14 protein-coding genes are annotated in these 11,969 nt (G+C 73.3%); 10 read left to right on the top strand and 4 right to left on the bottom strand.

Annotated elements, in window-relative coordinates:
- The first annotated feature begins 270 nt into the window (after positions 1 to 270).
- The 4 genes from LCD31_RS16485 (at position 271) to coaD (ending at position 3,082) form a co-directional block, all read left to right on the top strand.
- On the top strand, positions 271 to 1,071 hold the full coding sequence (locus LCD31_RS16485) for an SAM-dependent methyltransferase (protein WP_224959219.1): 801 nt from the start codon (positions 271 to 273) through the stop codon (positions 1,069 to 1,071).
- A 209-nt stretch (positions 1,072 to 1,280) separates the two neighbouring features.
- Entirely contained in the window at positions 1,281 to 1,736 is a 456-nt protein-coding gene (locus tag LCD31_RS16480; protein WP_224959224.1) for a L,D-transpeptidase, read from the top strand.
- Positions 1,737 to 1,836: 100 nt separating this feature from the next.
- A complete protein-coding gene (gene rsmD, locus LCD31_RS16475; RefSeq protein ID WP_224959217.1) occupies positions 1,837 to 2,469 on the top strand; it encodes a 16S rRNA (guanine(966)-N(2))-methyltransferase RsmD in 633 nt (210 codons plus the stop codon).
- A 118-nt stretch (positions 2,470 to 2,587) separates the two neighbouring features.
- Positions 2,588 to 3,082: a pantetheine-phosphate adenylyltransferase gene (gene coaD / locus LCD31_RS16470; protein ID WP_224959216.1), complete on the top strand. Its 495-nt coding sequence runs from the start codon at positions 2,588 to 2,590 to the stop codon at positions 3,080 to 3,082.
- A gap of 3 nt (positions 3,083 to 3,085) precedes the next feature.
- On the opposite strand, the gene LCD31_RS16465 is transcribed toward coaD, so the two are convergent.
- A complete protein-coding gene (locus LCD31_RS16465; protein WP_224959214.1) occupies positions 3,086 to 3,541 on the bottom strand; it encodes a GNAT family N-acetyltransferase in 456 nt (151 codons plus the stop codon).
- 101 nt (positions 3,542 to 3,642) lie between these two features.
- On the opposite strand from LCD31_RS16465, the gene LCD31_RS16460 reads away from it, so the two are divergent.
- The 6 genes from LCD31_RS16460 (at position 3,643) to mutM (ending at position 8,064) form a co-directional block, all read left to right on the top strand.
- Positions 3,643 to 4,077 (top strand): ribonuclease domain-containing protein, encoded by a 435-nt coding sequence (locus LCD31_RS16460; RefSeq protein WP_224959212.1) that lies wholly within the window; start codon positions 3,643 to 3,645, stop codon positions 4,075 to 4,077.
- A gap of 208 nt (positions 4,078 to 4,285) precedes the next feature.
- Positions 4,286 to 5,023 carry a DivIVA domain-containing protein gene (locus LCD31_RS16455; RefSeq protein ID WP_224959223.1) on the top strand — a complete coding sequence of 246 codons (738 nt, stop codon included), beginning with the start codon at positions 4,286 to 4,288 and terminating at the stop codon, positions 5,021 to 5,023.
- Positions 5,024 to 5,372: 349 nt separating this feature from the next.
- Positions 5,373 to 5,951: a DUF177 domain-containing protein gene (locus tag LCD31_RS16450; RefSeq protein ID WP_224959210.1), complete on the top strand. Its 579-nt coding sequence runs from the start codon at positions 5,373 to 5,375 to the stop codon at positions 5,949 to 5,951.
- A gap of 2 nt (positions 5,952 to 5,953) precedes the next feature.
- Positions 5,954 to 6,136 (top strand): 50S ribosomal protein L32, encoded by a 183-nt coding sequence (gene rpmF, locus LCD31_RS16445; protein ID WP_184481814.1) that lies wholly within the window; start codon positions 5,954 to 5,956, stop codon positions 6,134 to 6,136.
- Between the two features lie 17 nt (positions 6,137 to 6,153).
- The gene (gene rnc / locus LCD31_RS16440; protein WP_374108020.1) at positions 6,154 to 6,978 is read left to right on the top strand and encodes a ribonuclease III; all 825 of its coding nucleotides are present in this window, start codon (positions 6,154 to 6,156) and stop codon (positions 6,976 to 6,978) included.
- Positions 6,979 to 7,149: 171 nt separating this feature from the next.
- The gene (gene mutM, locus LCD31_RS16435) at positions 7,150 to 8,064 is read left to right on the top strand and encodes a bifunctional DNA-formamidopyrimidine glycosylase/DNA-(apurinic or apyrimidinic site) lyase (protein WP_224959208.1); all 915 of its coding nucleotides are present in this window, start codon (positions 7,150 to 7,152) and stop codon (positions 8,062 to 8,064) included.
- 125 nt (positions 8,065 to 8,189) lie between these two features.
- On the opposite strand, the gene LCD31_RS16430 is transcribed toward mutM, so the two are convergent.
- From LCD31_RS16430 to LCD31_RS16420, 3 genes are all read right to left on the bottom strand, one after another.
- The gene (locus tag LCD31_RS16430; protein ID WP_224959206.1) at positions 8,190 to 8,897 is read right to left on the bottom strand and encodes a GAF and ANTAR domain-containing protein; all 708 of its coding nucleotides are present in this window, start codon (positions 8,895 to 8,897) and stop codon (positions 8,190 to 8,192) included.
- Positions 8,898 to 9,090: 193 nt separating this feature from the next.
- Positions 9,091 to 10,521, bottom strand: a complete 1,431-nt coding sequence (locus LCD31_RS16425; protein ID WP_224959204.1) for a glycoside hydrolase family 27 protein — start codon at positions 10,519 to 10,521, stop codon at positions 9,091 to 9,093.
- Entirely contained in the window at positions 10,521 to 11,834 is a 1,314-nt protein-coding gene (locus LCD31_RS16420; protein ID WP_224959225.1) for a hypothetical protein, read from the bottom strand. The genes LCD31_RS16425 and LCD31_RS16420 overlap by 1 nt, the downstream gene beginning before the upstream one ends.
- Between the last annotated feature and the right edge of the window lie 135 nt (positions 11,835 to 11,969).

Genomic DNA, 11,969 nt, shown 5'->3' with positions numbered 1-11,969 from the left:
GTCTGGTAGCGCGGCACCGCCGCGGGCCGGCCGCGCCCCGGCGCCCCCCCCCCCCCCGGGGGCGCCCCCCCCCCCCCCCCCCCCCCCCCCCCCCCCCGGTGCGTTCGGGGTGCCGGGTTCGGGCCGCTGCGGTCGGCGTGACGCGGTCGCGGCGTCGTGCGCTGCGGGATCGGGCGGGTACCGTGACCGCACCGCACCGCGCGTCGCGGCCGGTTCCGGGACCGCGGGCCGGGTGCAGAGCAGCACCCGGGCACGAGCGACGGAGGAACCGTGCGGGAGCTGCCCAGGGGCGCCGACATCAGCAAGGCCAGCGCGGCCCGGATCTACGACTACGGCCTCGGCGGGTCGCACAACTTCGAGGTCGACCGCAAGGTCCTCGACGCGATCAAGGAGATCTTCCCCGCCACGCCGCAGCCCGCCCTCGACAACCGCGCGTTCCTGGCCCGCGCCGTGCGGTACTGCCTGCGGGCCGGGATCCGGCAGTTCCTCGACCTCGGCTCCGGGATGCCGACCGTCGGCAACGTGCACGAGATCGCGCAGCAGGGCGATCCGGAGGCGCGCGTGGTCTACGTGGACCTCGACCCGGTGGCCGTCGCTGCCAGCCGCGCGCTGCTTGCCGAGGACCCGCGCACCACGGTGCTGCACGCCGACATGCGCGAACCGGAGACGATCCTCGGCCACCCGGAGGCGTTGCGGCTGCTGGACCTCGCGGAACCGGTGGCGGTGCTGATGGTCGCGATGACGCACTACCTCACCGACGAGGACGATCCGGCGAGCGCGCTGGCCGCCTACCGGAAGGCGATGCGGCCCGGCTCGTTCCTGGTGTTCTCGCACCTGACCGCGGACGACCACCCGGAGGTGCACCGCACCGCGGAGACGTTCAACGCCGGCGGCTCGGAGCGGCTGGTGCTGCGCTCCAAGGAGGAGATCACCGCGCTGCTGGCGGACTTCGAGTTCGTCGAGCCGGGCCTGGTCCACCCCGCGAACTGGCACCCGGACGGCCCGCTCGCCCCGGACCACGTCCCCTCCGAAGCCGCCTGCTACGCGGCCGTCGCCACCCCGCGGCGCTGACGGGGCCACCCCGCGTGATCGGAAGTCCTTGTGCGACAAGGACAACACGTCCCCGACGTCCGAAATATCCCTTGCCGCTCGGGAGTTCCGGGGCCGATGTGGTGAAAGTGGTGGTGTGGAAGCGCATTCCGGTGACCGTGGTGTGTTCGAACCCCTGTGCCTGTGGCACGGTGGTGTGAACTGCGGAAGCAGGAAGGGACGTGAAGCCCATGCGCAACGTGAACAAGCGCCTCGGTCGGACGGCCACCGTGGCCGCCCTGGTCGCCGGGGCGGCCCTCACCGGCACCGCCGCCTACGCGGACGCCGGGGACGTGACGCCCTGCCAGGCGACGGCGAAGGCCTGCGTGGACCTGTCGTCGAAGCAGGCGTGGCTGCAGGAGAACGGCCAGGGCTTCTACGGGCCGGTGCCGCTGACCTCCGGGAAGGCCGGATCGGAGACCCCCGTCGGGACCTTCCGGGTGCAGTGGAAGGACGCCGACCACCGCAGCGGCGAGTTCGACAACGCGCCGATGCCGAACTCGGTGTTCTTCACCACGACCGGGGTCGCCTTCCACGAGGGCAGCCTCGAACAGGAGTCGAACGGGTGCGTGCACCTGTCCACCACGGCGGCCAAGAAGTTCTTCGACACCCTCAACCCCGGTGACGAGGTCCAGGTCGTGCAGTGATCCAGCAGCACGAGCAGGGGCGGCATCCGCGCGGGTGCCGCCCCGCTTCGCGTCCGGAGGCCCGCACGGGCGCCGTCCCCGGCGGTGCGAAGATGGGCCGGTGACTCGGATCGTGGCGGGAAGTGCGGGCGGCAGGCGGATCGACGTGCCACCGCGCGGGACCAGGCCCACCTCGGACCGGGTCCGCGAGGCCGTGTTCAGCGCGCTCGAAGCGGCCGTGGACCTCGACGGGGCGCGGGTGCTGGACCTCTACGGCGGTTCCGGGGCGCTCGGGTTCGAAGCGCTCTCCCGCGGCGCCGCGCACGCCACGTTCGTCGAAGCGGACCGCCGCGCCGCGCAGATCATCCGGCGCAACGCCGCGGCCCTCGGCTTCCGGCAGGTCGTCGTCGAGCAGGCCAAGGCGGAGACCGCGCTGGCCACCCCGCCCGGCGAGCCCTACGACGTGGTGCTGGCCGACCCGCCCTACGACCTCGACCCGGCCCGGCTGGCCCAGGTGCTGGCCGCGCTGGCCACCGGGGGCTGGACCGCGCCCGGCGGGCTCGTCGTGCTGGAGCAGTCCACCCGCAGCGGCGATCCGGCCTGGCCGGCCCCGCTGGTCGCCGACCGCACCCGCCGCTACGGCGACACCGCGGTGCACTGGGCCTTCCTGGAGGACGAGCGGGCCTTCCCGGCGGACGAGCAGAGCTTTCCGGAGGACGAGCGGGCTTTCCCGGCGGATCGCGGGTCCCAGTAGGACGGCCGGACGGTCCCGGAAGCCGGGCAGCAGCCCGGATCGGGCACGTCCGATCGAGCGGTGACCCGTGCCACGTCCGGCCTGAGCGGGCCGCGGCCCGGTGCTAACGTCCGGCCTCATGAGACGTGCCGTGTGTCCTGGCTCCTACGACCCGGCCACCAACGGCCATCTCGACATCATCGAGCGGTCCGCGGGCCTGTTCGACGAGGTGGTCGTCGCGGTCTTGGTGAACAAGAGCAAGCGCAGCCTGTTCACCGTGGAGGAGCGGCTGGACATGCTCCGCGAGGTCACCGAGCCGTGGCCGAACGTGCGGATCGACTCCTGGCACGGCCTGCTGGTGGACTACTGCCGGGAGAACGAGATCTCGGCGATCGTCAAGGGCCTGCGCGCGGTCAGCGACTTCGACTACGAGCTGCAGATGGCGCAGATGAACCAACGGCTGTCCGGGGTGGAGACCCTGTTCATGTCGACGAACCCGCTCTACAGCTTCCTGGCCAGCTCGCTGGTCAAGGAGGTCGCGACCTACGGCGGCGACGTGGCGAGCCTGGTCCCGCCGAAGATCGAGCAGCGGCTGGTGGACCGCGTCGCCGAGCGCAACGCCGAGCACTCCTGACGCTCACCCGGTGAGGTCGAGCTTCATCCCCACGTGGCTGCGCTCGAAGCCCAGCCGCTCGTAGAACCGGTGCGCCCGCTCCCGCGAGTTGCTGCTGGTGAGCTGCAGGATCCGGGCGCCCCGCCCGCGCGCCTGCGCCACCGCCCAGCGCACCATCTCCCCGCCGAGCCCGTTCCCGCGCTCGTCCGCCCGCACCCGCACCGCCTCCAGCTGGGCCCGGGTCGCGCCCGCGTGCGAGAGACCCGGGATGAACGTGAGCTGCAGCGTGCCCACGATCTCGCCGTCCCGGTCGGCGACGGCGAGCAGCTGGTTCGGGTCGGCCTCGATCGCCGCGAACGCCGCCGCGTACGCCGGATCGCCGGGCTTCTCCCGCAGCCGCCCCAGCGGATCGTCGGCGAGCAGGTCCACGATCGCGGACAGGTCGGCTTCGGCGGCGCTGCGGAGAACGGGAGATGTCATGATCCGACCGTAGGACCACGTGCGGGTGAACTGTGCGTCCACCCGGCTTCGTGTTCACGACAAGCCACCAGCTGATCATGGCCGCGGGTTAGCGTCCGGGCATGAAGATCTCGTCGAAAGCCATGAACGTCCTGCTGGCCGGTGTGCTCGCCGTCGCGGGCCTGTTCGGCGTCTCGGTGACCGCGCTGTCCGCCGACCCGGTCGGCCCCCAGACCCACCACGTCGCCGCGGCCGAGTGCGGCGACACCTCCGGGTTCGACGCGGTGAAGCTCTCCGCGCTGCCCGCCGAGGCCGCCGAGACCGTCGACCTGATCAAGGCCGGTGGCCCGTACCCGTACCCGCAGGACGGCGGCACGTTCAGCAACCGCGAGGGCATCCTCCCGGACTGCGCGAGCGGCTACTACAAGGAGTACACCGTCGAGACCCCCGGCAGCGACGACCGCGGTGCGCGCCGGTTCGTCGTCGGGGAGAACGGTGAGTTCTTCTACACCGACGACCACTACGAGAGCTTCTCCATCACCGACATCAACGGCTGACCTCCCGGCCGCCGCGCGGGCCGCTCGTCCTCCGGGGCGGGCGGCCCGTTCGCGTCCGGGCGGCGTGAAACGGGACACGCGCGGCGAGGTTCCCCACTTCGGGCGAGCCTCGGCGGCACACTGGTGATCGGCCGACCCGTGATCCCCGGGGCCGGGGTCTGGTGTCATGCTTGCCGCTCCGGGCGGCTACGACGGCAGGGAGATCGAGGTGTACCGGGTTTTCGAGGCGTTGGACGAGCTCGTCACGATCGTGGAGGAGGCGCGCGGGGTACCGATGACCTCGGGCTGCGTCGTTCCCCGCGGCGACGTGCTGGAGCTGCTCGACGACGTGCGGGACGCGCTCCCGCAGGAGCTCGACGACGCCCAGGACGTGCTCGACCACCGCGACGACGTGGTGTCCAAGGCGGAGGCGCAGTCCGGGAAGGCGATAGGGGACGCCAGGTCCGAAGCGGACCGCACCCTGTCCTCCGCGCGCGCCGAGGCCGAGCAGCTCGTCGCCGACGCCCAGGAGCAGGCCGACCAGCTCATCGCCGACGCCCGCGCCCACGCCGAGGAGTCGGTGACCGCGGGCCGCCGCGAGTACGAGGACTACGTGGGCCGCGCCCAGTCCGAGGCCGACCGCATGGTGCAGGCCGGCCGGGCCGCCTACGACCAGTCCGTGCACGAAGGCCGCTCCGAGCAGGCCCGGCTGGTCGCCGACACCGAGGTCGCGCAGGCCGCGCACGCCGAGGCCAGGCGCATCACCGAAGCCGCCCAGGAGGACGCGGAGCGGCTGCGCAGCGAGTGCGACGCCTACGTGGACGCGCGGCTCGCCGACTTCGAGGACCTGCTCAGCCGCACGCTGCGCACCGTGGGCAAGGGCCGCCAGCAGCTGCGCAGCCCGGTCGGCGTCCCGTTCGACTACGAGGAGACCCGGCACGGCGCGCCCGCCTACGAGGAGAACTGACCCGGCGGATCCACCGGTCCGCGCGTGCGACCGGGGTGATTCCGGGTGGTCGCGGCCGTGGCGTACCCTGAACGCGATGGCCGTGCGAGGTCCGTCCGGATGTGCTCCGGTCGCTTGGCCGGTTCCACTCGACGCTCGTCGATCCCGCATTCCGGAGCCTCCCGCTCCGCGGGCGCGGGCCGTGGACCCGGGTCCGGCGCCCGGTACCGGCCGGAGCTCCGCGCGCTGAGCGGTTCCGGCCGCTCGTGCCATCGCGGAACCGCACCTGGCCCGGCAGCACCGACCAGACGCGGTCGTTCAGCCGTCGGCTGGCACCTTGACCCGCCCCTTCGCTTCGACGAGATTCGTGATGTCCCAGAACCGTGATGCAGCAAGTGCCGCCCCGCAGGTCGGCCCGTGGGTGATCGACACCCGCGAGCTCGGCCACCGCGCGGGCAGCAGCCGCAGCTTCAGCCGCAGCGCCCCCGCGCCCGCCGGTTTCGGCCTGGACATGATCGGGGTGCCGGAAGGCGACCCCGTCCAGCTCGACGTGCTGGCGGAGTCGGTGGTGGAAGGGGTGCTGATCTCGGGCACCGCCACGGCGGAGTTCACCGGTGAGTGCGCGCGTTGCCTCGACCAGTTCTCCGAGGAGATCGAGATCGAGCTGCGCGAGCTGTACGCCTACCCGGACAGCACCACCGAGGCGACCACCGACGAGGACGAGGTCAGCCGCGTCGTCGACGAGCTGATCGACCTGGAGCCCGCGGTGCGGGACGCGATGCTGCTGACGATGCCCACGTCCCCGGTGTGCAGCGAGGACTGCGAAGGTCTGTGCACCGGGTGCGGGGTGAAGTGGGCCGAACTCGGCTCCGATCACACCCATGAGACGATGGACCCTCGCTGGGCCGCGCTGCGTGAGCGGTTCGGCGGGAACGAAGAGGAGAACTAGTCGTGGCCGTCCCCAAGCGCAAGATGTCCCGCTCCAACACCCGGCACCGCCGGTCCCAGTGGAAGGCCACCGCGCCGACCCTGGTGCAGTGCTCGAACCGGGCCTGCCGGGAGCAGAAGCTGCCGCACGTCGTCTGCCCGGCCTGCGGCCAGTACGACGGCCGCCAGGTCGTCCAGCCCGCCTGACGCGCGCGGATCGCGGAGTGGGGGGAAAGCAGTCCCGGAACCGCGTTGCGGACCGGGCCCCGTTGCTGTCAGCGCTCGGCGTCGAACTCGACGCCGAGCTGCTCACGCTCGCCCTGACGCACCGCTCCTACGCGTACGAGAACGGTGGTCTGCCGCCGAACGAGCGGCTCGAGTTCCTCGGCGACTCCGTGCTGGGCTTGGTGATCACCGACCGGCTGTACCGGGAGCACCCGGACCTGCCGGAAGGGCAGCTGGCGAAGTTGCGCGCGAGCTTGGTGAACATGCACGCGCTGGCCGGCGTGGCCCGGACCCTCGGTGAGGGCGGGCTCGGCAGGTACCTGCTGCTCGGCCGCGGTGAGGAGCTCACCGGCGGTCGGGACAAGGCGAGCATCCTGGCGGACAGCCTGGAAGCGGTGCTCGGCGCGGTGTACCTGGAGAACGGCATCGAGGTCGCCAGGGACCTGATCTACCGCCTGTTCGGCTCGTTGCTGACCGAGGCGCCGCAGCGCGGTGCCGGGTTGGACTGGAAGACGAGCCTGCAGGAGCTCACCGCGGCCACCGGCCGGGGCGTACCGGAGTACCGGGTGCAGGAACGCGGCCCTGATCATCGCAAGGAGTTCAGCGCGTTCGTGTCCGTGGCGGGCGACACCCTCGGCGAGGGTGACGGCCGGACCAAGAAGGAAGCCGAGCAGAAGGCCGCCGAGGCGGCGTGGCGCTCGTTGTCCGAGCGGGAGCAGAACGCTCAGGACGAGGCCGACCAGTCCGGGGAGGGAACCGGCGGGACGGACGAGTCCGCCGCGAGCGCCCCCGGCGGTTCGGCCCGCGACGGCGATCCGGCGTGATCGTCCTGCGTTAGAGCGAGTGCACTGCCGGTCGAGCGGTGGAACCTCCGGCGGCTCCGGCCGCCGCGGGATCCTCTGCTCGACCGGCTTTTTTCGCGCGCGCCGCGGCCCCCCCACCGACGTTCCGCCGCCGTCGCGCGGCGTTCCCCGGTGGTGCCGAAAGGTGGGCGCGTGCCCGAGTTGCCCGAGGTCGAGGTGGTGCGGCGCGGCGTCGCCGAGCACGTGACCGGACGGACCGTGTCCGCGGTGGACGTCCTGCACCCGCGCGCGGTGCGCAGGCACGTCCCCGGGCCGGAGGACTTCGCCGCCCGGCTGGCCGGGCGCACCGTCCACGGCGTGCGGCGGCGGGGCAAGTACCTGTGGCTGGTGCTGGACGAGGACGCGGCACCGCAGGCCACCGAGTTCGTCGGCACCGCGGACGCGCCCGGCGAGGCCCTGCTGACCCACCTGGGGATGAGCGGGCAGCTGCTGGTGCAACCGGTGGGGACCGCGGACGAGAAGCACCTGCGGGTGCGGTTCGCGTTCGCCGACGGCGGTCCCGAGCTGCGGTTCGTGGACCAGCGCACGTTCGGCGGCCTGGCCCTGGCCGACCAGGTGGAGGTCGGCGGCGTGCTGCTGCCGACGCCGGTGGCGCACATCGCGCCGGACCCGCTGGAGGAGGCGTTCGACGTCGACGCGGTGGTGGCGAAGCTGCGGTCGCGGCGCACCGGGGTGAAGCGGGCGCTGCTGGACCAGAGCCTGGTCTCCGGCGTCGGCAACATCTACGCGGACGAGGCGCTGTGGCGAGCGAAGCTGCACTGGGCGCGGCCCACCGCCACGCTGACCCGCCCGGAGGTCCGGGCGCTGCTCGCGGCCGTCACCGAGGTGATGGGGGAGGCGCTGCAGGTGGGCGGGACCTCCTTCGACGCGTTGTACGTCAACGTCAACGGCGAGTCCGGCTACTTCGACCGGTCGCTCGCCGTGTACGGCCAGGCGGAGCAGCCCTGCCCGCGGTGCGGGGCGGTGGTGCGGCGGGACGCGTTCATGAACCGGTCGTCCTACAGCTGCCCGGTGTGCCAACCGGAACCCCGCAACGCGCACCGGTGACGCGGGCGGGCCCCCGGCTGCTGCGATGAACCGAGGGGCCCTGGACCAGTGCCACGCTCGAGCGGTGTCTCCTGACCCGGGCGTCGGCTACCCGTGCCCGCGCCGTGCGAATCACGCCGGTCGGGCTAGCGGGCGCCGGGGATCTCGCCGGTGGTGGTGACCTGCTCGGCGACGTCCCGGAGCTTGACGTTGCCGTGCTGCGAACTGGTCCGCAGCACGTCGAAGGCCTGGTCCTCGGAGATCTTGTAGCGCTCCATGACGATGCCGATCGCCTCCCCGATGAGCTGCCGGGTGGCGACCGCGGCGTGCAGCTGGGAGTCGACGCGGGCCGAGGAGAAGGCGACCGCGGCGTGCGAGGCCATGATCCAGCCGATCAGCTCGGAGTGTTCGGTGAAGGCGGCGGGCCGCGACGAGTAGAGGTTCAGCGCGCCGAGCTCGTCCTCCTCGGTGTAGAGCAGGAAGCCCATCATGCTGCCGATGCCCAGGTCGCGGGCCTTCGCCGCGTAGCGCGGCCAGTGCGGGGTGCTGGTCATGTCGCTGATGCGATACGCCTGCTCGCGGTGTTGCGCGGCGTCCAGGCACGGGCCTTCGCCGAGGTCGACCTGGATCTGATCGGAACGGGTGACCAGCTCGTGGGTGACCGACAGGGTCTCGGCCCGCCGCCCGCGTCCCGCGCCGTGCAGGGTCAGGATCCCGGCGTGCTCGCAGCCGTCGACCAGCCGCACCGCGTGCTCGCAGATGCGGTCCAAGGTGAGCTGCACGCTGCGCTGCGAGAGCAGGTCCCGCGACATGGTCGCCAACGCGATCGCCAGCTCCTCGGAGCCGTTGGACACGGTCACCTCCCGGTCGGTGGGCGATTTCCCCGGTCGGTACCCGTTCTGGAAGCCGCTGACACCCGCGCGGGAATGCCGCGGGCGGGGTGGGCGTTGTGCGGGGTGGTTGAGCAGCAGCCTCCGGACCCCGCACCGGCGACGTCGTCGCCTCGTCCGAGGGAGCTGCTCATGGCCCTGCACGAACGTTCACAGCTCACCGGCCCCAGCGCCGCGGAGCTCGGTTCCCTCGGCGCGTTCGACCCGCCTTCGGCGGGGGCGTGCGGCGTCTGCGGGCACCACACCTTGACCGCGCACCCGGGCGCGGGTCTCCGCTCCGACGCGGGTGACCGGATGGTGTGCCGGGTCTGCGGTGCGCACCGGGTCGGCTGAGGTGGTCGATGCGGAGCAGCACGGTGCCGTGGGCGGGGACGTCGGCGGTGAGCGGGCCGGTGGTGCCGTCGTTCAGGTTCCGGGCGAGGCGCGCTCCGGCGGGGAGGCCCAGTTCGGCGGGGCCCGTGGTGATGCGGGCCGGGGTGTCGGCCTGGTTGTGGAGGGCGATGGCGGTGCCGTCGAGCAGCGGCTTCACCCACACCTGGTGGTCGCCGCCGCGAACCCGGTGCGCGGCCGCGCCCAGCGGGTCCTGGTCCACGGCGAGCAGTTCGGGATCGGTGAGCAGCGCGCGGTCCGCCTCGGACATCGTGCGGGGATCGTTGCCCGCGATGAGCGGGGCGGCGAACATGGCCCACATGCTCAGGTGGGTGCGCTCCTCGTCGGGGGTGAGCCCGGCGTAGCCGTTCACGCCGTGCACGCCGACCTCCAGCATGTCCGGGTCGTTCCAGCAGCCCGGGCGCACCCGATCTGCCAGTCCACTGTGGACGTCGATGATGTTGCGCACGCCCATCGGATGTTCGTTGCGGTGCCCGGAATCCCACACCGGCTGGATGTCCTCGGTGGTGCGCGCCAGGTGCGCGACCCCGCACCAGTCCTCCGATTCCCCCGGCTCGCCGGGGAAGTTGCTGTTCGGGTTGGTGCTGTAGACGATCGGCCTGCCGGTGGCGGCGAGCGCGTCGCGCATCGCGGTGAACGCGACGCGCACGTTGCGGGTGGAACCGCCGCCGGAGCACCAGTCGTACTTGAGGTAGTCAACGCCCCAGGACGCGAAGGTCCGGGCGTCCTGCACCTCCCGGTCGCCGCTGCCGGTCGCACCCGGGTAGGCGCCGGTGCGCTGCGCGCAGGTCCGCACGTTCGGCGACGCGTAGATCCCGAACAGCAGGCCCTGCGCGTGCAGGTGTTCGCCGAGCGCCGCCATGCCGCTGGGAAAGCGGGTGCGGTCGGCCCGCAGGTTCCCGGCGGCGTCGCGGTCCGGCTCGTACCAGCAGTCGTCCACCACGACGTAGCGGTAGCCCGCGTCGCGCATCCCCGACGCCACCATCGCGTCCGCGACACCGCGGATCTTCGCCTCGTCGATGTCGCAGCCGAAGGTGTTCCAGCTGTTCCAGCCCATCGGCGGGGTGGCCGCGGGGGGGACCGGAAGCGGTGCCGCCGCGGCGGTGTCCCGGGGCGGGGCGCTGGTGCCCGCCAGCGCGAGCACGACCAGCAGGGCGAGCGCGATGCTCGGCACCCGGCGAGCGGTTCCCCTCGGCATCAGTGCCGGTTCGCGCAGTCGTAGAGCCGGGTCGGGGCGTCCTCCCCGCCGGTACCGGTCGTCGGCCCGGAGCCGGTCGTCGCGGCCGTGCCGCCGTACTCGGCCGGGTCGACGGCGGTGCAGTGCTCGGCGACCCAGGCCATCGACTCGTCGACGACGCGGGTGTCGACCTCCTCGCCCGTGCTCCGCACCCCGGAGCTGCCGTTGGTCCACACGTAGCGCAACTCGCCTTCCTCGACGTAGGTCCGCAGCCGGTCGACGGTAGGGGCCGGGTCGTTGCCGTTGTAGCCGCCGACGGCCATCACCGGCTCGCCGGTGTCCAGGATGATCGGCGCGGCCACCATGGCACCGACGACGGCGACCAGCCAGGTCTCGTCCCGGTGGTGGTCGGTGAGGTAGCGGACCACCTCGTCGCTGACCTCGGTGCTCTGGCCGCCGGGGCCGCCGCGGCGGCCGTCGCCGCCCGTCCGGGAGCCCTGGCCGTCGCCGTTCCGGCCGTCCGGGACCTGCCCGCCCGAACCGGGGCCGTCCGCGTTCGGATCGTTCCCGTTCGGGGCGGCCGAGTCCCGGCCGCCGGAGTCCTGCCCGTCGGCGCTCGGCGCGCCCGGGCTCCGCCCGTCGGCCCCGGGTCCACCACGACCGTCCGGGCCGGGACCGCCTTGACCGCGCCCCGGGCCGCCACCGCCCGGGCCGCCCTGCGCGGAGGGCCCGGCGGACGGGAACGTCGCCTGGATCGGCGTGCTCAGCGCGGTCAGCGCGTAGGCCGTCGGCCCGGACAGCACCGCGACCAGCCCGGCCAGCAAGGCCGCCAGCGCGAGCTTCGCCCGCATCCGCCGCTGCCGGGGGACGGCGAGCAGCGCTACCAGCGCCAGCACCGACACCGTGGTGAGCACCGCGATCAGCGGCGGCAGCCAGCCGATCCAGTCGGGGTCCAGCACCGCGCACGCCCACGCCCCGGTCGCCGCGATCGACAGCGGCAGCAGCGCGCCCCACCCGGCCGAGACCCGGAACAGCCGCACCATGCACACCACGCCGATGCCGGCCACGGCCGCGAGCGGTGCCGCGAGCGCCACCGAGTAGTACGGGTGCCAGATGCCGGAGGCGAAGGTGAACACCGCCGCGGTCACCAGCAGGGTTCCCAGCCACAGCAGGAGATCCGCGCGCTGCGCGTCCCGCGCGGGCCGCCGCCGCAGGTGCACCAGCGCGGCGATCGCACCGCACAGCGCCAGCGGGAACAGCCAGGAGATCTGCCCGGCCACCTGGTCGCTGATCAGCCGGGTGAGCCCCTCGTCGCCGCCCCCGGGACCGCCCATCCCGCCGGGGCCGCCACCGCCGCCGTGGTGGTCACCGACCGCCCGGCCCCCCCGCAACCGGGGCGGGCACTACTGGTCGTCCCGGCCCCGTCACGAGAACCTGATCAGGCGGGCACCGAGGCCACGCCCTTCGGC

This window comes from Saccharopolyspora sp. 6M (assembly GCF_020176775.1).
Lineage (GTDB): Bacteria > Actinomycetota > Actinomycetes > Mycobacteriales > Pseudonocardiaceae > Saccharopolyspora_C > Saccharopolyspora_C gregorii.
This window is presented reverse-complemented; position numbering and strand designations above follow the sequence as displayed.